This is a genomic window from Micromonospora sp. NBRC 110037 (genome assembly GCF_001652995.1).
GTDB lineage: Bacteria > Actinomycetota > Actinomycetes > Mycobacteriales > Micromonosporaceae > Micromonospora > Micromonospora chalcea.
Genome location: NZ_BBVA01000002.1, coordinates 2,139,587 through 2,163,689, shown reverse-complemented (window position 1 = coordinate 2,163,689; position 24,103 = coordinate 2,139,587). Strand labels below are relative to the sequence as shown.

Below are 24,103 nucleotides of genomic sequence, written 5' to 3'. Positions count from 1 at the left end.
CCCGCCGGCTGGAAAACCGGCCGACCGGAGCAACGCGGAACGCCATACGTGCCAACGGGTTCCGGGCAGGGACGTGAGATGCTCTCGGGGCATGGGGGAATGGTAAGCAGCGGCGGATCTGCGGCGGGACGGTCGAGCATGAGCTTCGGGCTGGTGTCCTTCGGTGAGGCGCTCGGCGACCCGGCGCCCGTCGCCGACGTGGTGGCGCAGTACACCGACGACGTCAACCGCGTCCTCGGCTACGGCTACCGGCGGGTGCACCGCGCCGCGCCGGACGTCGGCCTGACCGACCTCGCCGAGCGGGCCGCCCGCCGCGCCCTGGACGCCGCCACGCTGCCCGCCGCGCGGGTGGACCTGCTGGTGCTCGCCGTCACCGACCTCACCGAACACCTCTACTGGGACGCCGCCGCCGACCTGGCGTACCGGCTCGGCGCGGCCGGCGCCGAAGCGGTGCTGCTCACCCAGGCGTGCACCACCGGCGTGCTCAGCCTCGACACCGTCGCCGGCAAGTTCGCCACCCACCCGGAGTACGACACCGCGCTCGTGATCGCGGCCAACCGGACCTGCGAGGCGTACTGGAACCGGATGGAGACCCAGCCGATGGTGTTCTCCGACGGCGCGGTGGCCACAGTGGCCCGGCGCGGGCACCCCCGGCTGCGGTGGCAGGTCACCGAGGCCGCCACCGACGGCCGCTACGCCGGGTTCTACCGGCTCGACGGCGGTGGCGCCGCGGCGCCGTTCGCACCCGGCGCCGAGCCGCCGGCCGCCCGCGACGTGTGGCACGTGATGGAGTTCTTCGACTACGACCCCGAGCAGTTCGCGCAGTACGCCCGCCACCTCGACGAGCGGATGGTGCGGGTCACCGAACGCGCCTGCGAGCGGGCCGGCGTCACCGTCGCCGACCTGGCGCGGCTGATCCTGGTCGCCGACAACGAACGCGCCATGACGTCGCTCGCCGAGGCCCACAAGGTGCCGCCGGAGCGGACCAACCGGGCACTGGCCGCCGAGTACGGGCATCTCGGCGCGGCGGACCAACTGTTCGGGCTGAGCCGCCTGCTCGACGCCGGTGAGCTGCGCGACGGCGACCGGGTCGCGTTGATCTCGTTGGGCCGGGGCACCCACTGGGCCTGTACGATCATCGAGGTATGAGCATGTCCAGCCGGCTGGTGCGGCTCGTCGCCGACGTGCTGGAACTGCCCGTCGACCAGGTCGACGCGCAGACCGGTCCCGCGACCACCGCCGCGTGGGTGAGCCTGCGTCACCTCCAGATCGTCGTGGCCGTCGAGGACGCGTACCGGATCTCGCTGACGCCCCGGGAGATCCGGACCGTGCGGTCGGTGGGCGACCTGCGCGCGCTGCTCGCCCAGCGGGGCGTGCCGGAGTGAGCGCCGCGCCGGCCCCGCTCGACGACGCCGACCTCGACGCGGGGCTGCTCATCCGCCGATTCGAGGAGCACCTGCTGCGCCTGTACGCCGACGGTCACCTCGCCGGCACCACGCACACCTGCCTCGGCCAGGAGTACGTCCCGGTAGCGCTGGCCCCACTGCTGACCGGGGACTTCGTGTTCAGCAACCACCGCGGACACGGGCACTACCTGGCGCACTGCGGCGACCCGGAGGGCCTGCTGGCGGAACTACTCGGCCGCGACGGCGGGGTGTGCCACGGGTACGGCGGCAGCCAGCACCTGCGCCGGGACCGGTTCCTGTCCACCGGCGTGCAGGGGGAGAGCCTGCCCGCCGCTGTCGGCGTGGGACTGCACCTCAACCGCACCGGGCAGGACGCGATCGTGGTGGCGTACATCGGCGACGGGACCTGGGGCGAGGGTGCTGTCTACGAGGCGCTGAACATGGCCGCGCTGTGGCGGGTGCCGCTGCTCGTCGTGGTCGAGCACAACCGGATCGCCCAGTCCACCCCGACCACCGCGCAGCTCGCCGGCACCATCGCCGGCCGGGTCGCCGGGTTCGGCATCACCGTCAGCGAGTCCGGCTCGTTCGACCTCACCGAGGTACGCGCCGCCGCCGCGCCGCACGTCGAGCGGGTCCGCGCCACCCGGACGCCGCACGTGCTCGTGCAGCACACGGTCCGGCTCGGCCCGCACAGCAAGGGCGACGACACCCGGCCCGCCGACGAACTCGACCGGCTGCGCCGCCTCGACTGGCTCCAGCGGTACGCCGAGGCGTACCCGGAGCGGTTCGCGGCCGCCGACGCGCGGGCCCGGCAGCGGGTCGCGGAGGTCTCGGCCGAGGTGCTGGCCCGGCCGCTCGCGCGCGGAGCGGCGGCGTGACGCGCGCGGAACGGGTGAGCCGCAACCTCAACCGTGCCCTGCACGCGCTGTTCGCCGCCGACGAGCGGGCCTGGCTGCTGGGGGAGGACGTCGCCGACCCGTACGGCGGGGCGTTCAAGGTGACCCAGGGCCTCTCCACCGCCTACCCCGACCGGGTGCTGTCGACGCCGCTGAGCGAGAACGGCATCACCGGCGTCGCGGGTGGCCTGGCGCTGTGCGGCGACACAGTGATCGTCGAGATCATGTTCGGGGACTTCGCCGGTCTCGCCTTCGACCCGATCCTCAACCTGATCACCAAGTCCGTCGCCATGTACGGCGAGCGCACCCCGATGCGGGTGGTGATCCGCTGCCCGGTCGGCGGCGGGCGCGGCTACGGCGCGACGCACAGCCAGAGCCCGCAGAAGCACTTCATCGGCATCCCGCACCTCGCGCTGTACGAGCTGTCCCCGCTGCACGACGCGGCCGACGTGCTGGCCGCCGCGCTGCGCCGCGACGAACCGGCGATGCTGTTCGAGGACAAGATCCTCTACACTCAGCGGCGGTACGTGGACGGCCGCGTCGACGACCGCCTCGCCTTCGAGTTGCGCGGCGCGGACGGCAACTGGGCCCGCGTCCACGACCCGGACGCCACCGGCGCGCCGACGCTCGTCATCGCGCCGGGCGGGGTCGCCAACCGGGCGATCGCCGCCGCCACGCGGGCCGCCGAGCGGGGACGTACGGTCGAGGTGCTGGTCCCGGCGCGGCTCTACCCGGTGGACGTGGACGGCCTGCGCGACCTGCTCGCCGGCGCGCACGGCGTGATCGTCGCCGAGGAGAGCACCGCGGGCGGCACGTGGGGGAGCGAGGTCGCGGCCCGCCTGCACGCCGAGGCGTGGCCGCTGCTGCGCGGCCCGGTCGAGCTGGTCAGCTCCGCCGACCGGGTCATCCCGTCCGCGCCGCACCTGGAACAGGCGGTGCTGCTCGGCACCGACGCGATCCTGGACCGGATCATGCGCCTGCCCGCCGCGCCGGTGACGACCGGCGACCGGGGCGGACCGGCTGACGCCCCGGCGACTCCGGCCGGCGTGTCTCCGGGCGTGCCCGGCGCGGTTCCGGTTCCGCGCACCGATCCGTCACCCGTCGATCCGCCGCCCTCCGCTCCGACGACGGCGGCGCAGGCGGGCGTCCCGGTGGACGTACCGCGGCTCAACCCCAACGACGACAGCTACGTGCTGCTGGAATGGCTGGTCGCGGACGGCGCCACGGTGGAGGCCGGCGAGCCGGTCGCGGCGGTCGAGACGTCCAAGGCGATCGAGGAACTCGCGGCGACGCGGGCCGGCGTGCTGCGTCAGGACGTGGCAGCCGGCGCCGACTGCGCCCCGGGCGCTCCCATCGGCCGGATCCTGCCCGAGTCGGCCGTGCCCGCCCCGCCAGAGCCGCTGGGCTCGCCCGCTGCGGCGTACCCGGAGCAGGTGGAGGCCGTGGGGACGCGGACGGCGACGCCGGGACGGCCGCTGCCACCGGCGCAGCGCCGCATCGCCGACGTGGTGTCCACCTCGCACCGGGAGATCCCGGTGGCCTTCACCGCCGTGCGCGTCGACGTGACGGCAGCGCTCGCCTATGCCCGCCGCGCCGCCGACGAGACCGGCGCCACGGTCGGCCTGACCGAGGTCGTCATCGCCGCCGTGGCCGCGCTGCACGAGCGGTTCGGTGCCCTCTACGCCCGGCTCACCGGCGACGGGCTGGTGGTCGACGCGGAAGCGCCGTCGATCGGGCTCACCGTGGACGTCGGCACCGGACTGTTCCTGCCGGTGATCCGCGACGCGGCCGGACTGGACCTCGGCGACCTCGCTGACGCCGTGGTCGCGCTGCGGATGAAGGCGCTGCGCGGCCGGCTCCGCGAGGAGGACATGGCCGGCATGAACTTCCTGGTCGCGCTCAACGACACACCCGGCGTCACGGTGTCCCGGCCGATCATCCCGCCCGGCGTCACCTGCGCCCTCTCGGTGCCGGACGTGCACCGCGAGGTCGTGCTCGACGGCGACGGCGGGGTACGCGAGCGGGCGGTGGCGGACCTGGGGCTGGCGTACGACCACCGGCTCGTGAACGGGGCGCAGGCCGGGGCGTACCTGGCTGCGCTCGGCGAGGTGCTGCAACGCTGACCGGCACCCCGGATCGGCCGCCGTGCGGTCGTCGCAGCCGCCTCGTCCCCGTCCGGCGCCGGCAGCGACGTCGGCCCCGGCGGCGTGCCGCACCGGTGGGCAGGCGCGTGACCTGCGTTACCTCTCGCCGAGACGGGAATGTGATCACCGGGGGCGCATTTGACTCACTGTGTGAGTGCCGCACCCTCCCGCGCCCGGTCGCACGACCGGGCCGGGACGCCCCAGACGACCGATGCCACCCCGACGCCCACCCCGGGTGACCTGATGAGCCGCAGCCAGCGCCTGAGGCTCGTGCTCGTCCTCGGCTCGCTGATCGCCGTGGGTCCGCTGACCATCGACATGTACCTGCCCGCGCTGCCCGCGATCGTGGCGGACTTCGCGACCACGTCGGCGGCGGTGCAGTTGACGCTCACCGGGACGCTCGCCGGGCTCGCCGTCGGCCAGTTGCTGATCGGGCCGCTGTCGGACGCGGTCGGGCGGCGCCGTCCGCTGATCGCCGGTCTGCTGCTGCACATCGTGGCCTCGGCGCTGTGCGTGGTCGCCCCGAACGTCGCCGTCCTGGGCGTCCTGCGGGTCGTGCAGGGCCTCGGCGTCGCCGCGACCGCAGTGGTCGCGATGGCGGTGGTGCGCGACCTGTTCAGCGGGTCGGCGTTCGCCACCATGCTGTCCCGGCTGCTGCTGGTGATGGGCGCGGCGCCGGTCCTCGCCCCGACGCTCGGCGGCGGTGTGCTGCGGTGGACGGACTGGCGTGGCGTGTTCGTGGTCCTGGCCGTCTTCGGGGTGCTGCTCGTCGTGCTGGCCACGCTCGCGCTGCCGGAGACGCTGCCGCCCGCGCGCCGCCAGCGCGGCGGAGTGGTGGCGACAGTGATGAACTACGGCGGGCTGCTGCGGGACCGCGTCTTCGTCGGCCTGGTCCTGGTGGCCGGCCTGGCCATGGCGGCGCTGTTCGCGTACGTGGCCGGCTCGTCGTTCGTCCTCCAGGACGGGTACGGCCTCAACGAGCAGGAGTTCGGGCTGGCGTTCGGGGCGGGCGCGGTGGGCCTGATCGGCGCGACCCAGTACAACGTGCGGCTGCTGCGCCGCTACTCCTCCCAGTGGATCCTGGTGGCCTCGCTGGCGGGGGGCACGGTGGCCGGGCTGGCGCTGCTGGTGTTCGCCGCGACCGGCTTCGGCGGGCTGCCCGCGCTGCTGGTGTCGCTGTGGTTGGTGCTGGCGGCGGCGGGTCTGGCCATGCCGAACGCCCCGGCGCTGGCCCTGTCCCGCCACGGCGAGGCGGCCGGCACCGCGTCCGCCCTGCTGGGCGCGGTGCAGTTCGGCGTGGGCGCGGTGGCGGCGCCGCTGGTGGGCGTGCTCGGCACCGGCGCGGTGGCGATGGCGCTGGTGGTGGCCGGCGGGATGGTGGCGGCGCTGGCGGTGCTGCTGGTCGTGGTGCGGCCGTCGCAGCTCGCCGGCCTGGAGGCGGATCCGGCGGTCGCGGTCGCGCACTGACGGACCGCCCGGCGCGCGGGATGCGGGCAGCGCCTACGCTGCTGCCATGACCGCCCCGGCCCGCATCCTGGTCGAGGGGATCCACGGGTCCGGCAAGTCGACGCTGGCCGCGCTGCTGGCGCAGCGCTACCGCCTGCCCTGGTATCCGGTGGACGATCTGCTCTGGGAGCCGGGCTGGGTGGAGGTGCCGGTCGCCGAGCAGCGACGGCGGATCGCGGAGATCTGCCGACGTGACCGCTGGATCCTCGACGGCGCCTACCACGGCTGGCGGGACGTGGTGCTCGGCCGCGCCGACCTGGTGATCGGCCTGGACTACCCGCGCGGGGTCTCGTTCCGGCGGCTGCTGCGGCGTACGCGGCAGCGGCTGGCCAGCGGCGAGGAGATCTGCAACGGCAACCGGGAGTCGTGGGGAAGCGTGCTGTCCCTCGACTCGGTGCTGGTGTGGCACGTCACCGGGTTCGGCCGGGCGCGCCGGCGCCTGCGGGCCTGGGCGGCCGACCCGGCCGGACCGCCGGTGCTGCTGTTCACCGACCCGGCCGCCCTCGACGACTGGCTGGCGCGCGGCAGCCGGGTGCCGGACCGGCGCGGGACGTGACTACATCGGAAAACGGCCGCGACGCCACTGCCAGTGGCGGCCGGCCCGCAGGTGGTCGATGACCGCGCGCTGGAGGACGGTGCGGCGGGGCAGCCGGTCCAGCGGCGTGTTCAGGCTGCGGAAGACGAAGCGCAGCACCTCGACGTCGCCGTCCAGCCCGTCCATCTGCTGGTAGGGCTCCAGCGTGAACCGCCGCTGGAACCGGACGATGTTGGAGTCCTCCGGTAGGTATTCGCTCAGCTGTGGGTCGAGCAGCCAGGAGCCGCAGGAGAAGGCGGTGTAGCTCTCGTCGGGGAAGTGGCGCGGGAAGAACGCCCGGGCCCGCTCCAGCGACGCGTCGACCGCCGCCGGGGTCAGCGGCCCCGAGTCGGGGATGTGCAGGTCGAGGGCGCCGGTGTCGCCGCGCTGGTGCTGCAGGCGGCCCAGCTCGTAGAGGCCGCCGCGCGCGTGCAGCGTCAGCCATGCCTGCATGACCGGCCAGCCCTCACCGTGCATCCGCCGGTCGACGGCGAGGTTGTTGCCCAGGTCGGCGAGCGTCGCCCAGGAAACCTCGTCGGGCACGCCGTGGTCGTCGTGGTACGCCCGCACGACGTCGACCAGTGCCAGGTACGCGTAGGCGTAGAGGTGCCGCCAGGCCGGTCCCCGGTCGCGGGGCAGCGCCGGGCCCGGCGGCAGCCACGCGAAGCCGCCGAGGTCGGCCCGGACCAGGGCGATCGAGCGGTCGAGCAGCCAGCGCAGCTCCGGGGTCCACAGTGGGGACTCCGGGTCCGGCCAGCCCGCCATGATCTCGGCGGCGTCGTCGGGGCGCACCGCGAGCCGCCGCAGCAGCGCGGGCGCGTCCGCCCGGGCGGGCAGCGGCGCGGAAGGCCGGTCGCCGGCGAGCCGGCGCACCCGGTCGATCTCCTCGGCGGGCACGCCGAGCCGGCCGGCGACGTCGTCCACGTCCATGGGGACGACGCTACCGGCCGGCGCGCGCGCCGACAGCCCCGTGCGGTGCTCAGCGCCGTTGCTGGCACGGCACGCAGAAGCGGGCCGCGGGGCGGATCTCCAGGCGGGCGGTCGGGATGTCCTGGCCACAGCGCTCGCAGACGCCGTACGTGCCGTCGGACATGCGCTTGAGCGCCTGGGCGGTGTCCGCGACGCCCTGGCGCGCGGCCTCGATCAGCCGGCGCAGGGTGTCCGGGTCGTGACCGCCGTGGTCGGGCTGCCGCGTGTGCAGCGTCAGCTCGGTGAGCTGGTCGGTGTACTCGTTGAACTGCCGGTCCAGCAGTTCCCGCAGGGTGTCCGTGCGGTCGTTCAGGGCGTGCGTCATGATCAGGCGCTCCTTTCCGGGCGGCGCTGGGTGTCGTGCGGGTGGCGCAGGGCCGAGACAGCGGCCATGCCGGCGCCGGTCAGGGCGGCGGTCCGGGGTGAGGCCGCGCGGTGGACGGCGGCGCCGAGCCTCGCGACCAGGCGCGCGGTCACGTCCGGCCGGGTCGCGCCGTCGCCGATGACGATCGCGCCGCGGGCCAGGGCGGTGCGGACCAGGGGCCGCAGCGCCGGGTCCTGCCGCAGCTCACGGACCAGCCGGGCGGCGGCGTCGGCGAGCATGCCGGCGGTCGTCGCGTGGTTCAGGTCGCGGGTGCCGACCTCGGCGCGGCGGGCGGCGACGACCCGGCCGTCCTCCAGCAGCGCCACCTCGGTGAGCTGCGCGCCGATGTCGGCGAGCAGCAGGGTGCCGGCGGCGGCGCCGGCGCCGATGGCGCCCGCCCGGACGCTGTCGAGGAACAGCAGCCGGGACGGCGCGAGGACGGCGGCGAGCACGCGGCGCGTCGCCTCCTGCTCGGCCGGCGCGGCCAGCACCGGCCGGCAGGCGACCACGAGCGCGCCGACCGGTACCGCCGCGCGGTGGTCACGCAGGATGCGTCGCAGCTCGGTGACGCAGGCCGGACCGTCCACGATCCGTCCGCGCCGCACGACCGGGCTGCGCAGGCCGTGACCGAGCGGGACGCTCAGCGTCCGGCCCGGACCCAGCCAGATCCGCAGCAGGCTGCTGCCGAGGTCCACGGCGATCGGCGCCGCGTCGGCGCCCACCGGCGGGCGGGTGGTGTGGGAGCGGCCGATCAGCAGACCGGTACGCGCCGGAGAACGGACGACGGTGACGGGATGCGGCATACCGACCTCTTTCGGATCAGGTGCCCAACCGGGCGGTGGACGGTGCGGGGGAGGGGCGTGGCCGGGGGCCGGGGCCGGTATTCGCTCGACGGCGCCGGCGGCCGGGGCTCAGGCGCGCCGCGGGTCGCCGCTCGCGGACCGGGACGCGACGAAACCGGCGAACACCGGTGGTGAAGCCATCGACGTGCGGGTCATGGTCACCACCTCCTCGCTACTCGGGTACCGCCTCGGACCTCCAGCTTCGCCCGGAATGCGGCGCTCGGCATTGCGCACGACCGGCCAACAAAGGGCCGAATGATTGCCGGTCACTGGACAACCGGTCCGGGTACCCCCCGGAGCTATGGTTGACGTGAGGAGGTTCCCGTGATCATCGAACGCACGATCCTCCCCGGCATCGGGGTCCGGCACACGCTGACCACCGACGAGGGCCGCCGCATCGGAGTGATCGACTACCAGACCGGCGGCCGGCGCGACATCGTCCACGACGACCCGGACGACCCGGACCGGATGGTGGCTCTCAGCCTCACCCGCGACGAGGCGTCGGCCCTGGCGAACCTGCTCGGCTTCCCGGAACTGGTGGCCGTTCCCGCCTGAGCGTCACGCCGACAGCGCCTGAGCGTCACGCCGGCAGCGGCTTGCGCGGCCAGTCCAGCGCCCGCGCGCCGAGGACGGCGGCGTGCAACGTGAACCGGTCCCGTGCGTCGGCGGGGTCGTACCCGCTCAGCGCCCGGACCCGGGCCAGCCGGTAGGTGACGGTGCGGACGGAGACGTGCAGCCGCCGGGCCGCCTCGGTGCTCACCTCGCCGCAGGCGAAGTACTCGTTCAGCGTGTCCAGCAGCGGCTCGGCGCCGCCGCGCGCCTGGGCCAGTGGCGTCAGCACCGCCCGGACGAGGTCCACCATGGCCGGCTGGTCGCGCAGCAGCACGCGGTAGATGAGCAGGTCGTGCGCGTCGATCACGGACGTCTCGGAGTGCAGCCGCCGCGCCGTGGTCAGCGCCTCCCGCGCCTCCTCGTAGGAGCGGGCGATGCCGTACACGCCGGGGTGCGGGCGGCCCACCGCCACCTGCCACGGCCGGCCCCGCACCAGGCGGTCCAGCTCGCCGTGCATCAGCGTGCCCAGGTTGCCGGCCGGCCCGCGGCCCCGGTCGGTGGCCACCGGGTCGGCCGGGGCGATCACCACGAGCAGCCCCTCCTTCGTGGCCACCAGCACGTCCCGGTCGCCCAGCCGGTCGAACACGGCCCGTTCCAGCGCGCTGATCGCCGCCTCCGTGTCCGGCAGGCGGCGACCGGGCGCGGCGAGCGCCACCTGGTGTACGCGGGCGAGGTCGAGCCCGAACGGCTCGGCCCGTTCCACCAGCCCGCCGAGGTCGGAGTCGCCGCGCAGCAGGTCGTCGACGAGTTCCCGGCGCAGCGACTCCTCCCGCCGGACCAGTTCCCGCCTGGCCACGGCGTAGCCCTCGGCGAGCGTGGCGACGGCGGTGTCGACCACCTGCAGCACGGCGTCGGCGGCGGCGCGCACCGCCTCGCTGTCGTCGGAGCGGTCCAGGTGCGGAAACTGCCGCCACACCCGCCGCGCCGCGGACAGGTAGAGGCGTACCGCGCGTCCGGCGGACACCCCCTGCTCGGCTGCGCGCCGGCCGAGGGCGCCCACCGCGTCGAGTTCGGCGCGGCGCGGACGGCGGCCGGTCACCGCCGCGTCGGTCAGCAGCCGCAGGTAGTCGCCGAGCAGTTCCACAGGTACGCCACCGGCGTCGGCGCTCGCCGCGCGGGCCACCTCGGCCAGCCACTGCTCGTCCTCGCCGCCCGCGGCCGGCGCCGGCCGGCGGACGTTGTCGGTCATCGCGGTCTCCCCGTGCCGGGCCGGCACCCGATGCCGGCCCACTGCGCCCAGCGTAGGCCGGGGGTCCGGCGCCGTCGGGCGCGACCGGCCCGCGCGGTCCGTCCGGGAGCGGGCGCGCCCGGCGTCATGCCCGCGACGGCGGGCCCGGGTCGACCACGAGCGCCGGACCGGTCCGCCGCCCACCCCGGGGGCCGCGGGTCAGGCGCCGCGCCGCCCCCGCCGGGTCGTCGTCGGCCGCCACCTGATCGAGTACGCGCACCCAGCGCTCGCCGTGCGCGTCGGCGAACGCGGCGGCGACCACGGCGACCCGCCGGCCGGTGACCGGCGACGGCGTCGCGCCCCCGCCCGGTGACGCGGACCCGGCCCGGGCAGCAGAGCCAGTCCGGGCAGCAGAGCCGGCCCGGGCAGGGGACCCGGCCGGTCGAGTGGACCCGAGCGCCGGACCGGCCGGCACTCCGGCGAGGGCGGCCCGGTCTGCGGCGACGGTGATCAGGTCGGGCGAGCCGCAGCGCGCCGCCTCCACCGCGCCGGACCGGTCCACACGCACGATCGTGGCGCGCAGGTGACCCGCCGGGGCGAGGTCGCGTACCGCCTGGTCGAGCACCCCGGCGAGGCGCTGCGGCGACGCTGCCGGCCGGGCGTGCCGGCGGAACGTCTGCTCGATCGCCCGCCGCCCGGCGGGCGTGTCCAGCGCGGCGCCGGTGACGGTGCCGACCAGGGCGAGAAGCCCGCCGCCGCGCAGCGGGACGGCGGCGCCGATCTCGCCGGGCGAGCCGCAGACCGCCAGCGCGGCGCTTCCCGGGCCGGCCGGCACGGTGAAGACCGCGACGTCCGTGGGCCCGGCGGCGCGCGTCACCGACGCGGTCCGGGTCCGTCGGCGGGCCCACGCCAGCAGGGGCACAGCGGTCAGGCTGAGCGTGGAGGCGAGCAGCGCCTGCGGGTCGCTGCGGTGGCCGGGGATCACCGGTACGAGGACCGACGCCACCACCAGCACGCCCGCCCACGCCGACACCAGTGCCGCCACCCGGGGCCGGGCCGAGACGCCGAGCAGGCCGGGCAGCAGCACCCAGCCGATCGGGGTGCCGACCTCGGCGACGCCCATCAGCACCGCGTTCCCGGTGGTGCCCGCCAGGGCGGCTCGCATCGGCAGCACGCCCACCACTCTATCGGGGCCCCCGCCGTACCGGCCGAGACCCAACCTCACTCCTTACCCTGTGCGGGACCCGGACGACACGACACGAGCGCGTGATTCTCTCGACATACCGTCGTGCCGCCTGGCCAGTTAGGGTTGACGTACCGAGCGTCGATCTTGAGGAGTGTGTGTGCTGGTTCTGGTGGCGGTCCATGCGCTCGCAGCCGTGATCGCCCCCGTGCTGGTACGCCTACTCGGTCGACGCGCTCTCTACGTCCTCGCCGCCGTTCCCGCCGCGGCGGGAGTCTGGGCACTGACCCGCACCGAGGAGGTCCGCGCGGGCCGGCCGGTCGTCGAGACGGTCACCTGGGTGCCGCAGCTCGGCCTCGACCTGGCGCTGCGGATGGGCACGCTGTCCTGGCTGCTGGTGCTGCTCGTCGGCGGCGTCGGCGCCCTCGTGCTCGTCTACAGCGCGCGCTACTTCCACTCCGACGACCCGAGCCTCGGCCGGTTCGCCGCGGTGTTCGTCGCGTTCGCCGGCGCGATGCTCGGCCTGGTGGTCTCCGACGACCTGCTGCTGCTGTACGTGTTCTGGGAACTGACCACGGTCTTCTCGTACCTGCTGATCGGCAGCGACCCCACCAAGCGGGCCAGCCGGCGCGCCGCGATGCAGGCGCTGCTCGTGACCACGCTGGGCGGCCTGGCGATGCTCGCCGGGTTCGTCATGCTCGGCCAGCACGCCGGCTCGTACCGGTGGTCCGAGATCGCCGGGAACCTGCCGGAGGGCGGATACCTCACCGCCGCGCTGGTGCTCGTCCTGCTCGGCGTGACGAGCAAGTCGGCGATCTTCCCGTTCAGCTTCTGGCTGCCGCGCGCGATGGCCGCGCCCACGCCGGTCAGCGCCTACCTGCACGCCGCCGCCATGGTCAAGGCGGGCGTGTTCCTGGCCGCGCTGATGGGCCCGGCGGTCGGCCAGGCCACCGCGTGGCGCGCCATCCTGCTCGGCGGCGGCCTGATCACGCTGTTCCTCGGCGGCTGGACGGCGCTGCGGCAGGTCGACCTCAAGCTGCTGCTGGCGTACGGCACGGTCAGCCAGCTCGGCCTGCTCATGGTGATCCTCGGCGCGGGCACCCGCGACACCGCGCTGGCCGGCGCCGCGATGTTGCTGGCGCACGCCCTGTTCAAAGCCACCCTCTTCCTCGTCGTCGGCGTCGTCGACCACGTCACCGGCACCCGGGACCTGCGCGAGCTGAGTGGGCTGGGCCGCCGTGCGCCGGTGCTCGCGGCGGTCGCCGGGCTCGCCGCCGCCTCCATGGCCGGGCTGCCGCCGCTGTTCGGCTTCGTGGCCAAAGAGGCAGCGCTGGAGGCGTTCCTGCACGGCGGGCCGGTCGAGCTGCTGGTGCTCGCCGGCGTGGTGGCCGGTTCGGCGCTCACCGTCGCGTACACGTTGCGTTTCCTCTGGGGCGCGTTCGCCGCCAAGCCCGACGTGCCCGACACCCCTGTCGAACGGATCGAGCCGGCCTTCCTCGGCCCGGCGGCGGTGCTCGCCCTCGCCGGCCTCGTGGTCGGGATCGCCGCTCCGGCGGTGGACCGGGTGCTCGCCCCGTACGCCGACCAGTTCCCGACCGCCGACCCCGGCTACCACCTCGCGCTGTGGCACGGCCTGACGCCGGCGCTCGGCCTGTCGGCGCTGGCCGTCACCGGCGGCGTCGGGCTGTTCCTGCTGCTGCAGCGCCGCCGCCCGCGCCTGCTGCGGCTGCCCTTCGACGGCGCCACCGGCTACGAGCGGCTGGCGAGCGCGGTCGACCGCGCGGCGGTGGAGCTCACCGGCGCCACCCAGCGCGGATCCCTGCCGTTCTACCTCGGCGTCATCCTGCTGGTGCTGGTGATCCTGCCGGGCGGGGCGGTGCTGGCCGGCCTGCCCTGGGCGCAGCGGTTCCAGCTCTGGGACACCCCGCTGCAGGCCGTCGCGGGAGCGGTCGTCGTGGTCGCCGCGCTGGTCGCCGCACGCGCCCGCCGCCGGCTGACCGCCATGATCCTGGTCGGGGTGACCGGCTACGGCACGGCGCTGCTGTTCATCCTGCACGGCGCGCCGGACCTGGCGCTCACCCAGTTCCTGGTGGAGACCGTCACGATCGTGATGTTCGTGCTGGTGCTGCGCCGCCTGCCGCGCCGGTTCTCGGCCCGCCCGATCCGTGCCACCCGGCAGTTCCGCGTGGCGCTCGGCGTGGCCGTCGGCGTGGTCACCGCCGGCATGGCGTACGTGGCGGCGGGCAGCCGGGTCGCCACGCCGATCTCGGTCGGCTTCCCGGACGAGGCGGTCTCCTACGGCGGCGGCAAGAACGTCGTCAACGTGACGCTCGTCGACATCCGGGCCTGGGACACGATGGGCGAGATCGCGGTGCTGGTGGTGGCCGCCACCGGTGTGGCCAGCCTGATCTTCCGCGGCACCCGCGCCCTGGACCTGCGCAGCGGCATCCCCGGCGTCGGCCGGCAGCAGTCGTCGCGCCCACGCTGGCTCACCAGCGGCGCGACGTCCCGGCAGCAGTCGGTGATCCTCCAAGTCGTCACCCGGCTGCTCTTCCACGCCATCCTGCTGTTCTCCATCTACCTGCTCTTCTCCGGCCACAACGCGCCGGGTGGCGGGTTCGCCGCCGGGCTGGTCGCCGGTCTCGGGCTCGCGGTGCGGTATCTGGCGGGCGGGCGTACCGAACTCAACGGCGCCGCACCGGTGGACGCCGGCTTCGTGCTCGGCGCGGGACTGTTCGTCGCGGTCGGCACCGGCGTCGCCGCGATGCTGCTGGGCGGCGAGTTCCTGCAGAGCGCGACGCTCGACTTCCACCTCCCGCTGCTGGGCCACGTCCACTTCGTCACCTCCGTCTTCTTCGACGTGGGCGTCTACCTCATCGTGGTCGGCCTGGTGCTGGACATCCTGCGCAGCCTGGGCGCCGAGATGGACCGCCAGGAGGAGGACGACGAGCAGGAGACCGAGCCGGCCGGCGTACGGGAAGAGGAGCTGGTATGAGCCCGAACATTCCCAACCTGGTCTACATCCTGGTGATCGGCGTCCTGTTCGCCACCGGGGTCACACTGCTGCTGGAACGCAGCCTCACCCGCGTCCTGATGGGGGTCATCCTGCTCGGCAACGGCGCGAACCTGCTGCTGCTCACCGGCGGCCGGGCCGGCGGCCCGCCGATCGTCGGCACCTCCGCCCAGGAGGACATGGCCGACCCGCTGCCGCAGGCCATGGTGCTGACCGCGATCGTGATCACGCTCGGCATGACCGCGTTCCTGCTCGCGCTGGCCTACCGCAGCTGGCACCTCAACGGCCACGACGAGGTGCAGGACGACGTCGAGGACCGCCGCATCATGGAACTGGCCGACCGGGACGAGGGCCCCGGCACCGCCGACGCCGACACCGCGGACGGCGGCCCCGCGGACGGCGGCCCCGAGGCGCGGGTCCTGGCCGAGGCGGAGGGCGGCCGATGACCTGGCTCGTCCCGCTGCCGGTGGTGATGCCGCTGCTCGGCGCGGCCCTCACGCTGCTGCTCGCCCGGCGGGCCCGCGCCCAGCGCTGGGTCAGCATCGTCGTGCTCGCCGCCACCGTCGCCGTGGCGGCACTGCTCCTGGTCCAGTCGTCGCTGGACGGCCCGCTCGTGGTCGAGGTGGGCGGCTGGGTCGCGCCGATGGGCATCGTGCTCGTCGCCGACCAGCTCGCCGCGTTGATGCTCGTGGTGTCCGCCTCGGTCACCCTGTGCGTGCTCGTCTACTCCATCGGGCAGGGCATGGCCGACGGCAACGAGGAGACGCCGCTGTCGGTCTACCACCCGACCTATCTCGTGCTGACCGCCGGCGTGTGCAACGCCTTCCTCTCCGGCGACCTGTTCAACCTCTACGTCGGCTTCGAGATCCTGCTGGTCGCCAGCTACGTGCTGCTGACGCTCGGCAGCACCGAGACGCGGATCCGGGCCGGCACCACGTACGTCGTGGTCAGCCTGCTCTCGTCGCTGATCTTCCTGGTGGCGATCGGCCTGGTCTACTCCGCCACCGGCACGCTGAACCTGGCCCAGCTCGCCGACCGCCTGGACGCGCTGCCCGACGACATGCGCCTGGTCCTGCAGGGCATGCTGCTGCTCGCGTTCGGGATCAAGGCGGCGGTGTTCCCGCTGTCGGCGTGGCTGCCGGACAGCTACCCGACCGCGCCCGCCCCGGTGACCGCCGTCTTCGCCGGCCTGCTCACCAAGGTCGGCGTGTACGCGATCATCCGCACCGAGACGCTGCTGTTCCCCGGCGGCCGCACCGCCGACCTGCTCATGGTGATAGCGGCACTGACCATGGTGGTCGGCATCCTCGGCGCGGTGGCCCAGTCGGACATCAAACGACTGCTGTCGTTCACGCTGGTCAGCCACATCGGCTACATGCTGTTCGGGGTCGGCCTGACCACCCCGCTCGGCCTGTCCGCGGCGATCTTCTACGTGGTGCACCACATCACCATCCAGACCACGCTGTTCCTCGCCGCCGGCCTGGTCGAACGACGCGGCGGCAGCACCGCGCTGGACCGGCTCGGCGGGCTGGCCCGGTTGTCACCGCTGCTGGCGTTGCTGTTCTTCGTACCGGCGCTCAACCTGGCCGGCATCCCACCGTTCTCCGGGTTCCTCGGCAAGCTCGGCCTCGTGCAGGCCGGGGTGGACGACGGCGGGTTCCTGGCCTGGGCGCTCGTCGCGGGCGGGCTGCTGACCAGCCTGCTCACCCTCTACGCCATCGCCCGGGTGTGGAACCTGGCGTTCTGGCGGGCGCCGCACCCGGACATGCCGGAACCCGGCGACGCCGACCGGGCCGCCCGCACCGGCGGCGCCGAGCAGCCGCACGAGGGCGCCTCGCCGGCCGGGGCCGTGCTGCCCCGGCTGATGACGGTGCCGACCGCCGCCCTGGTGGTGCTCGGGCTGGCGCTGACAGTGGTGGCCGGGCCGCTGTTCGAGATCAGCACCGACGCCGCCGACGACCTGCTGCGCCGTGCCCCGTACGTGGAGGCCGTGTTCCCGGAGGGACCGCCGTGACCAGTCAGCCGAAAGCGCCGCTGACCCCCCGCGACCGCTGGCGCAACCGCGCGATCGCCGTGACCGGCCTGGTCACCGTCTGGGTGCTGCTGTGGGGCACCTTCAGCTGGGCGAACGTGATAAGCGGACTGGTGGTCGCCGCCGTGTTGCTCGTGGTCTTCCCGCTGCCCCCGGTGACCTTCGCCGGCCGGATCCGGCCGGTGCCGCTGCTGAGATTCCTGGCCCGCTTCCTGCGCGACCTGGTTGTCGCGTCGGTCCAGATCGCCTGGCTGGCCGTCCGGTCCAGACACCCGCACTCGGCGATCATCGCGGTGCCCCTGCGGGTGAACACCGACCTCAACCTCACCCTCAACGCCGAAGCCCTGTCGCTGGTGCCGGGCAGCCTGATCCTGGAGGCCGACCGGCGTACCGGCACCCTCTACGTGCACGTCATCGGCATCCGCAGCCTCGACGAGGTGGAGCGCTTCCGGCAGAGCGTGCTGGAACTGGAGGGGCGCATCGTCGCCGCCGTCGGCTCGGCCGAGGAACTGGACCTGATCCGTCGATCCGCACCCACCGGCCCGTCCGGGTCGGTCGAGCTGGAAGGAGCACCGACGTGACCGTCGTCGCCGTGATCGTCACCGCGCTGCTCGTCGCGGCCGGTGGGCTCACCCTCGTCCGCATCATCCGTGGGCCGTCGATCCTCGACCGGGCCGTCGCCACCGACGTGCTGCTCGCCGTCGCGGTCGCGGCCATCGCCACCGAGGCCGCGTACAGCCGGGACGCCACCGCGCTGCCGGTACTCGTGGTCCTCGCCCTGGTCGGGTTCGTCGGCTCGGTGAGCGTCGCCCGCTTCGCGGCTCGGAGAAACCCGAAATGACGCTCGACACGATCCTGGACACCGTCGCCGGCGTCTGCCTGATCGCGGGCGCCCTGCTCTGCCTGGCCGCCGGCATCGCGCTGATCCGCTTCCCGGACGTGCTGTCGCGGATGCACGCGGCGGCCAAGCCGCAGGTGCTCGGGCTGCTGCTGGTGCTGCTCGGCTGCGCGTTGCGGCTGCGTACCGGGGTGGACATCACCACGCTGGTCCTGGTGGGCCTGTTCCAGCTCGCCACCGCCCCGGTCGCCGCGCACATGGTCGGGCGGACCGCGTACCCGCACGACGACATCCGGCGGGACCTGCTGATCACCGACGAGTTGGCCGGCGACATCGACCGGATCCGGGCGGACCGGGCCGGCGAGCCGCAGGACACGTCGCCGGCCCGCACGTCCTGAGACTCCGCCCCAGCGTCGAGGCAGGGAGCCCATGAGCGGCACGGTCTACGAGAACGCCCGCATCCACACGCTCGACCCGGCCCGCCCGCACGCCGAGGCGATGCTGGTCCGCGGCGAGCGGATCGTCGCCGTCGGCGACCTCGCCGAGTGCCGGGACCGGGCCGGCGGCGGCGCACGCCGGATCGACCTCGGCGGGATGGCCGTGCTGCCCGGGCTGATCGACAGTCACATCCACGCCGCGTCCTACGTACGAGGGCTGGACCAGGTGGACCTGCGCGGCACGGCGAGCCTGGACGAGGCGCTGACCCGGATCGCGCGGCACGCCGCCACGCTGCCGCCGTACGCCTGGCTGTTCGGTGGCGGGTGGGACAGCAACAGGTGGACCCGGCCGGCGCAGCCGACCCGTACCGACCTGGACCGGGTCTGCCCGGACCGCCCGGCCGCGCTGCCCAGCGTCGACGGCCACACCATCTGGGTGAACAGCGCCGCGCTGGCCCGCCTCGGCATCGACGCCGCCACCCCCGACCCGCCCGGCGGGCAGATCGCACGCGACGAGCACGGCGAGCCGACCGGCATCCTGCGCGAGGCGGCCGCCGACGCGGCGTACGCGGTGGTGCGCTCCCCGCACGCCGGTGACCTGGTCGCGCAGTTGCGCGTCCACCTGCCCCGGCTGCTCGCCGCCGGCCTGACCGGCATCCACGACCTGGACGGGCAGGACGCCCGCGCCGCCTACGAGACGCTGTACGCCCGGGGCGAGCTGCCGCTGCGGGTGCACAAGACGATCCCGGCCACGGCGCTGGACGAGGCGATCGACAGCGGCTGGGCCACCGGCGACGGGGACCGGTGGCTGAGCACCGGCCCGGTGAAGATCTTCACCGACGGCGCGCTCGGCTCGCACACCTGCCTGATGAGCGAGCCGTACGACGGCGAGCCCGGCAACCACGGCATCGCCGTCACCCCGGCCGAGGAGTTCGAGCGGCTGCTGGCCACCGCCGCCGGGGCCGGCATCGCGGTGGCGGCGCACGCCATCGGCGACGCGGCGAACCGGATGGTGCTGCGGGCGTACGCGCGCTGGCGCGATTCGGCCGGGCCCGGCCCGGCGGCGCGGCTGCGGCACCGGATCGAGCACACGCAGCACCTGCTGCCCGAGGACGTGCCGCTGCTCGCCCGCTCCGGGGTGATCGCCTCGATGCAGCCCACCCACTGCACCAGCGACATTCCGCTGACCAGCCGGATGCTCGCCGGCCGGGATCTCGCCTCGTACGCCTGGCGCAGCCTGCTCGACGCCGGGGCCGTCGTGGCGTTCGGGTCGGACGCCCCGGTGGAGGACCCCGACCCGTTCTTCGGCGTGCACGCCGCGGTGACCCGGCAGCAGCCCGACGGGACCCCGCCCGGCGGCGTCGACCCGCACGAGCGGCTCGACCTGGACACGGCGCTGCGCTGCTTCACCGGGGCCGGCGCGTACGCCTCCTACGAGGAGCACCTGAAGGGGCGGCTGCGCCCCGGCATGCTCGCCGACTTCATCGCGCTGCCCACCGACCCGTACCGGGTGGAGCCGGCGCGACTGCGGGACCTGACAGTGGCGCTGACCGTGGTCGGCGGCGTGGTGCGCTGGCAGCGCTGACCGTGTCCCGCCCGGACGCCGCTGTCCGGGCGGGACACGGCTCTCAGGCGCCCTTCACCCAGCCGAGGCTGAACCGGGCGAAGTAGATGCCGCCGGTGTCGCCCACCTCGTACAGGTTGCCGACCGTGCCGTCGGCCAGCACCGCCATCGTCGAGTAGCCGGCGCCGCCGGGCTTGACCAGTGCCCGCGCCGGCCAGCTCGCGCCGTCGTCGGTGGACAGCCGTACGGTGAGGTCGTTGCGCGCGCTCGGGTGCGCGTTGTTGCTGAACAAGGCCGTGCGGGTACGCACCGGCGCCCGGTTCGCGCCGACCTCGGCGGGCCGCAGGTAGGACATCTCGTCGGCGTTGCAGAGCGGGTCGGGCAGCAGGGCGCTCGCCGTGGCCGGGCCGAACGTCGCGGCGCCGTCGGTGGAGGTGGCGTAGAAGCGGCTGCGGGTCGAGTTGTGCCGCATGTTCTGCACGATCGCGCCGGTGCCGCGCTCGATGGCCTTGCTCTCGTTGATGTTCCCGCCGGCGGATCCGCCACGGCGCCAGGTCGCGCCGTTGTCGTCGCTGTAGATGTTCGCGGCGTGGCTGGTGCCGGCCGAGTCCCGGTAGGCGATCGGCTGGATCAGGCGTCCGGTGCTGGTCTGGATGCCGTGGCCGGAGGAGAAGAACACCTGCCGCCAGGTGGGGTCCTTGACGGCCGGGTTCAGCTCCACCGGGGCGCTCCAGGTGGCGCCGTTGTCCCGGCTGGTGATGTAGCGCAGGTGCATGCTGTTCGGGTCGTCGGCGGTGTTGAGGCCGGAGCCGCCGGACCAGAAGCTGATGCCGGGCCGGGGGGAGTAGGTGAAGAAGCAGTAGACGACGCCGGTGGCGCGGTCCACGAGCAGGCTGGGGTCGCCGACGCCCTCGCTGGTGGTGGGCGGGGCGTGGATGACCCGGGGCTGCTCGAAGGTGCGGCCGCCGTCGGTGCTGCGGATCATCACGATCTGGATGTTGTTGGTGCCGCCGCCGAGGTCGTACGAGCCGTTCACCCGGGCGTCGGCCACGGCGATGACGGTGCCGTTGTTGGTGACGGCCAGGCCGGGGATGCGGACCGAGGCGACGGTGCCGTCGTACCGGCCGCCCGTGCCGTTGAGGTCGCGGATCACGGTCTGCGTGGTGAGCAGCGTGGTGCTGGTCATCTGCGGGGTGCCGGTGGCCAGGTCGCAGGAGGTGGTGCCGCGCAGCGTGGTGTCGATGCCGGGGGCGGTGACCCGCAGCGTGTACGGGGCGCCGGCGCCGACGGTCCAGTAGTGCAGGTAGTTGCCGCCGGCGGCGATGGTGCGGGTCCACGGCGAGCCGGTGCGTCCGGGCCAGGTGACGGTGAAGTCCCGGGCGGTCGTGGTGCGGTTCTCCAGCGCGAGCTGGAGGCGGCCGTTGGTGCAGTCGAAGCTGGTGAGCGCGGACATGCCGGTGCCGCAGTGGAAGAGGCCGGAGGTGGTGTCGTCCAGGCCGGTCGGGGTCGTCGTGCGCAGGGTGTACGGCGTGCCGGGGGACAGCGTCCAGTACAGCTCGGCGCCGCTGCCGGCCGCGACGGTGCGGGTCCAGGGCGAGCCGGACCGGCCGGGCCAGGTGACTGTGTACGTCTGTGCCGTGGTGCTGCGGTTGTCCAGAAGCAGGAGCAGCCGGCCGGTGGTGCAGTCGGCGCCGACGGTGGCGCTCACGCCGGTGGGGGCGGCCTGGGCCGGGGTGGCGGGGAGCACCGTGAGCAGGCCGAGGAGGACGGCCAGTACGGCGGTCACCCGGCGTGGTATCGCACGGACAGGGGGCACGGGGGATTCCTTCCGGACGGGGGTGGGGATCGGAGCGATAGCATCAGACGTCGGACGTCCGATGTTGGGTACGTACGCTAAGCCGATCGATGGGACCCGTCAAGGAATCGGACGATGTGGACCGTGCACAAAGGGCGCGCGCAGGCCGGCCGGTCCGCGGCCGGCCTGCCGGTGTCCGGTTGCCGGGTCAGGCCTGGGCGGCGCGGGCGATGCTCGCCCGGATGGGCGCGTAGTGCTCGGCGATGGCCGAGCGCAGCGCCGCCGCGTCCCCGGCGGTGAGGGCGGCCACGATGGCCTGGTGCCGCTGGGCGGTGATGACCCGGTCCTCCGGCTCGGTGCGCAGGGTCGGCGCGACGATGGCCTGCACCTGCCAGAACGCCTCGGTCAGCTGGACCAGCAGGTCGTTGCCGAGCGGCTCCATCAGCTTCAGGTGGAAGGCCCGGTCGACGTCGAGGAAGTCCTCGCCCTGTGCCGCCCGGCTGCGCATCTCGTCGGCGAGCGCGGACAGCTCCGACCGGTGCTCCTCGTCCAGGGCGTCGATGACGGTGGCCGCCAGCCCCTGCTCCAGCGTCTGCCGGATGTCGACGACCTGGGCCAGTACGTGGTGGTCGTCCTCGCCGCTGAGCAGGCCCCGGAACGTCAGGCTCTCCACCAGGGCGTTGAGGGACATCCGGCCGACGAACGTGCCGTGGCCGTGGCGCACCTCGACGATGTCGAGCGCGGAGAGGATCTTGACGGCCTCGCGGACGCTGGAGCGGCTGGCGCCGACCGCCTCGCACAGCTCCGTCTCGGTGGGCAGGAGATTGCCCGGCTTGAGGCGGTTGTGCAGGATGTACTCCTTGATCCTGGTGGCGACCTCCTGCCGGCGAGGGCTCGGCCGCTCGGCGCCGCGTAGCGGACTGGCGTCAATGGTCGTCATCTGCCCCTTGCCCTTCGTTCCCGAATCTGACACCCTCACCCTACCGGCATCAGACGTCAGACGTCATACACCTTACACTTCACATCCCCGGCGCGAGCGGCGACGCGAGCGCATGAAGAGCCTATGGAGGCATCTACGTGAGCACCACCGGTAAGTCGCGGAGCTGGCGCGTGCCGCGCCGCCGCGTCCGCCCCCTGGCCGTCGCCTCCCTCGGAGCGACCCTCGCCCTCGGGCTGGTGGCCTGCAGCGGCGGTCCCGCCTCGACCAACGCGGTCAGCGGCGGGAAGGCGGGCACGTCGATCGAGGCCACCCTGGCGTTCACGCTCTCCAGCGGTTTCGACCCGGGCAACGCCTCCTCCGCCGTGGCGACCGCCGTCAACCAGCACGTCTTCGAGGGTCTCGTGGACCTCGACCCGATCACGCGGGAACCCTACAACGCGCTGGCCAAGAGCGACCCGACGCCCGGCGCCGACGGCCTCACGTACACCGTGACGCTGCGCGACGGCGCGAAGTTCTCCGACGGCACCCCCGTCACCGCCGAGGACGTCGCCTGGTCGTTCACCCGCGTGCTGAAGCCGGCGGACCCGAAGGCGCCGCCGCTGATGCAGGGCTTCGTCTCGTTCCTCGACAGCGTCACCGCCAAGGACGCGGCCACCGTCGAGTTCAAGCTGAAGTACCCGTTCGCCCTGTTCAGCGAGCGGATCTCGGTCATCAAGGTCGTGCCCAAGGCCAAGACCGGTGACGCGGCAGCGGCCAAGGCGTTCGACACCGCGCCGATCGGGTCCGGCCCGTTCAAGGTGGACAGCGCGTCCAAGGAATCCGGCATCAAGCTGAGCAAGAACGAGACCTACAACGGCCCGCGCCCGGCCAAGGTCGAGACGATGACGTGGAACACCACCACCGAGGCGTCGGCCCGGGTGTCGGACCTGCAGGGCGGCCGCGTGCAGGCCATCGAGGCCGTGCCGTACCTGAACGTCGACTCGCTCAAGGACAAGTACACGATCGACGTGAAGCAGGCCTTCAACCAGGTCTTCCTCATGTTCAACAACGCCGCCGCGCCGTTCAGCGACAAGCGCGTCCGCCAGGCCCTGCACTACGCCATCGACAAGGACGCGGTCATCAAGACCGCGCTCAACGGCTACGGCAGCCCGGCGACCAGCTACCTCGACGAGGGCAACAAGGCGTACCAGAAGGCCGCCACCGTCTACGACTACAACCCGGACAAGGCCAAGGCCCTGCTCCAGGAGGCCGGCGTCACCAACCTGTCGTTCCGGCTCGACACCACCGACAACTCGGTGGTCAAGGACGTCGCCCCCCTGGTCATCGAGCAGTGGAAGAAGATCGGCGTCAACGCCACGCTCAACACCGTGCCGTCCTCGGCCATCTACGGCGACATCGTCCCCAAGGACACGTTCCGGGTGCTCATGGCCACCGGTGACCCGAGCGTCTTCGGCGTCGACACCGACCTGCTGATGCGCTGGTACTACTTCGGCGAGACCTGGCCGGGCCAGCGTTACCGCTGGAGCGACGCCAACCGCAAGGCCATGGGCGACCTGCTGGACAAGGCCGCGCAGACCTCCGACGAGGCGGCCCGCAAGGCGCTGTGGAAGCAGGCCCTGGACATGGTGGCGGACGACGCCCCGCTCTACCCGATCCTGCACACCAAGGTCGTCACCGCGTACGACCCGGCCAAGCTCGACGGCTTCTCGGGCGCCTCGACCACCGGCCTGTACTTCCTGGGCACCGGCCGGACCGGCTGAGCCCACTCGGGGCTCCGCCCCCGCCTCCGTCCCGTCCGGCCGCACGTGACCCGTGCGGCC

22 protein-coding genes are annotated in these 24,103 nt (G+C 74.0%); 15 read left to right on the top strand and 7 right to left on the bottom strand.

Annotated features, from left to right (window positions below; translation table 11 throughout):
- Positions 1–138 precede the first annotated feature (138 nt).
- The 6 genes from A4R25_RS08960 to A4R25_RS08935 all read left to right on the top strand — a co-directional run bounded on the left by A4R25_RS08960 (position 139) and on the right by A4R25_RS08935 (position 6,508).
- A complete protein-coding gene (locus tag A4R25_RS08960; RefSeq protein WP_064446275.1) occupies positions 139–1,149 on the top strand; it encodes a 3-oxoacyl-[acyl-carrier-protein] synthase III C-terminal domain-containing protein in 1,011 nt (336 codons plus the stop codon).
- A complete protein-coding gene (locus A4R25_RS08955) occupies positions 1,146–1,385 on the top strand; it encodes an acyl carrier protein (protein ID WP_223201113.1) in 240 nt (79 codons plus the stop codon). Before A4R25_RS08960 ends, A4R25_RS08955 begins: the two co-directional genes overlap by 4 nt.
- Positions 1,382–2,284, top strand: a complete 903-nt coding sequence (locus tag A4R25_RS08950) for a thiamine pyrophosphate-dependent dehydrogenase E1 component subunit alpha (protein WP_043324767.1) — start codon at positions 1,382–1,384, stop codon at positions 2,282–2,284. Before A4R25_RS08955 ends, A4R25_RS08950 begins: the two co-directional genes overlap by 4 nt.
- Positions 2,281–4,425 carry a 2-oxo acid dehydrogenase subunit E2 gene (locus A4R25_RS08945; RefSeq protein ID WP_064446274.1) on the top strand — a complete coding sequence of 715 codons (2,145 nt, stop codon included), beginning with the start codon at positions 2,281–2,283 and terminating at the stop codon, positions 4,423–4,425. Before A4R25_RS08950 ends, A4R25_RS08945 begins: the two co-directional genes overlap by 4 nt.
- A 264-nt stretch (positions 4,426–4,689) precedes the next feature.
- Positions 4,690–5,913: a multidrug effflux MFS transporter gene (locus A4R25_RS08940; RefSeq protein WP_043324765.1), complete on the top strand. Its 1,224-nt coding sequence runs from the start codon at positions 4,690–4,692 to the stop codon at positions 5,911–5,913.
- A gap of 46 nt (positions 5,914–5,959) precedes the next feature.
- Positions 5,960–6,508 carry an adenylate kinase gene (locus tag A4R25_RS08935; RefSeq protein WP_043324764.1) on the top strand — a complete coding sequence of 183 codons (549 nt, stop codon included), beginning with the start codon at positions 5,960–5,962 and terminating at the stop codon, positions 6,506–6,508.
- On the opposite strand, the gene A4R25_RS08930 is transcribed toward A4R25_RS08935, so the two are convergent.
- From A4R25_RS08930 to A4R25_RS08920, 3 genes are read right to left on the bottom strand one after another with little or no spacing between them, the layout of a single operon-like run.
- Complete coding sequence (locus A4R25_RS08930) at positions 6,509–7,456, bottom strand: acyltransferase domain-containing protein (RefSeq protein ID WP_064446273.1); 948 nt, start codon at positions 7,454–7,456, stop codon at positions 6,509–6,511. It lies immediately after the preceding gene.
- A 49-nt stretch (positions 7,457–7,505) separates the two neighbouring features.
- Positions 7,506–7,820 carry a TraR/DksA family transcriptional regulator gene (locus A4R25_RS08925; protein WP_030501973.1) on the bottom strand — a complete coding sequence of 105 codons (315 nt, stop codon included), beginning with the start codon at positions 7,818–7,820 and terminating at the stop codon, positions 7,506–7,508.
- Positions 7,821–7,822: 2 nt separating this feature from the next.
- Positions 7,823–8,662 carry a rod shape-determining protein gene (locus A4R25_RS08920; RefSeq protein ID WP_064446272.1) on the bottom strand — a complete coding sequence of 280 codons (840 nt, stop codon included), beginning with the start codon at positions 8,660–8,662 and terminating at the stop codon, positions 7,823–7,825.
- 363 nt (positions 8,663–9,025) lie between these two features.
- On the opposite strand from A4R25_RS08920, the gene A4R25_RS08915 reads away from it, so the two are divergent.
- The gene (locus A4R25_RS08915) at positions 9,026–9,256 is read left to right on the top strand and encodes a hypothetical protein (protein WP_043324761.1); all 231 of its coding nucleotides are present in this window, start codon (positions 9,026–9,028) and stop codon (positions 9,254–9,256) included.
- Between the two features lie 25 nt (positions 9,257–9,281).
- On the opposite strand, the gene A4R25_RS08910 is transcribed toward A4R25_RS08915, so the two are convergent.
- Positions 9,282–10,502: a CdaR family transcriptional regulator gene (locus A4R25_RS08910; protein ID WP_064446529.1), complete on the bottom strand. Its 1,221-nt coding sequence runs from the start codon at positions 10,500–10,502 to the stop codon at positions 9,282–9,284.
- A 124-nt stretch (positions 10,503–10,626) separates the two neighbouring features.
- Entirely contained in the window at positions 10,627–11,646 is a 1,020-nt protein-coding gene (locus A4R25_RS08905) for a SpoIIE family protein phosphatase (protein ID WP_064446528.1), read from the bottom strand.
- A 178-nt stretch (positions 11,647–11,824) separates the two neighbouring features.
- On the opposite strand from A4R25_RS08905, the gene A4R25_RS08900 reads away from it, so the two are divergent.
- From A4R25_RS08900 to A4R25_RS08870, 7 genes are read left to right on the top strand one after another with little or no spacing between them, the layout of a single operon-like run.
- Positions 11,825–14,659: a Na+/H+ antiporter subunit A gene (locus A4R25_RS08900; RefSeq protein WP_064446271.1), complete on the top strand. Its 2,835-nt coding sequence runs from the start codon at positions 11,825–11,827 to the stop codon at positions 14,657–14,659.
- Entirely contained in the window at positions 14,656–15,123 is a 468-nt protein-coding gene (locus tag A4R25_RS08895) for a Na(+)/H(+) antiporter subunit C (RefSeq protein WP_064446270.1), read from the top strand. The genes A4R25_RS08900 and A4R25_RS08895 overlap by 4 nt, the downstream gene beginning before the upstream one ends.
- On the top strand, positions 15,120–16,691 hold the full coding sequence (locus A4R25_RS08890; protein WP_064446269.1) for a Na+/H+ antiporter subunit D: 1,572 nt from the start codon (positions 15,120–15,122) through the stop codon (positions 16,689–16,691). Before A4R25_RS08895 ends, A4R25_RS08890 begins: the two co-directional genes overlap by 4 nt.
- Positions 16,688–17,290 carry a Na+/H+ antiporter subunit E gene (locus A4R25_RS08885; protein ID WP_064446268.1) on the top strand — a complete coding sequence of 201 codons (603 nt, stop codon included), beginning with the start codon at positions 16,688–16,690 and terminating at the stop codon, positions 17,288–17,290. The genes A4R25_RS08890 and A4R25_RS08885 overlap by 4 nt, the downstream gene beginning before the upstream one ends.
- Entirely contained in the window at positions 17,287–17,550 is a 264-nt protein-coding gene (locus A4R25_RS08880; protein ID WP_043324755.1) for a monovalent cation/H+ antiporter complex subunit F, read from the top strand. Before A4R25_RS08885 ends, A4R25_RS08880 begins: the two co-directional genes overlap by 4 nt.
- Positions 17,547–17,945, top strand: coding sequence for a monovalent cation/H(+) antiporter subunit G (mnhG, locus tag A4R25_RS08875; RefSeq protein ID WP_043324754.1), 399 nt, complete (start codon positions 17,547–17,549; stop codon positions 17,943–17,945). The genes A4R25_RS08880 and mnhG overlap by 4 nt, the downstream gene beginning before the upstream one ends.
- A gap of 31 nt (positions 17,946–17,976) precedes the next feature.
- On the top strand, positions 17,977–19,569 hold the full coding sequence (locus tag A4R25_RS08870; RefSeq protein WP_064446267.1) for an amidohydrolase: 1,593 nt from the start codon (positions 17,977–17,979) through the stop codon (positions 19,567–19,569).
- A 43-nt stretch (positions 19,570–19,612) separates the two neighbouring features.
- On the opposite strand, the gene A4R25_RS08865 is transcribed toward A4R25_RS08870, so the two are convergent.
- Both A4R25_RS08865 and A4R25_RS08860 read right to left on the bottom strand, forming a co-directional pair.
- Complete coding sequence (locus A4R25_RS08865) at positions 19,613–21,364, bottom strand: exo-alpha-sialidase (protein ID WP_157538999.1); 1,752 nt, start codon at positions 21,362–21,364, stop codon at positions 19,613–19,615.
- 187 nt (positions 21,365–21,551) lie between these two features.
- Positions 21,552–22,283: a FadR/GntR family transcriptional regulator gene (locus A4R25_RS08860; protein WP_043324750.1), complete on the bottom strand. Its 732-nt coding sequence runs from the start codon at positions 22,281–22,283 to the stop codon at positions 21,552–21,554.
- A gap of 137 nt (positions 22,284–22,420) precedes the next feature.
- Here A4R25_RS08860 and A4R25_RS08855 point away from each other — a divergent pair, with 137 nt between their 5' ends.
- Complete coding sequence (locus A4R25_RS08855; protein WP_043324748.1) at positions 22,421–24,043, top strand: ABC transporter substrate-binding protein; 1,623 nt, start codon at positions 22,421–22,423, stop codon at positions 24,041–24,043.
- Positions 24,044–24,103: the final 60 nt, after the last annotated feature.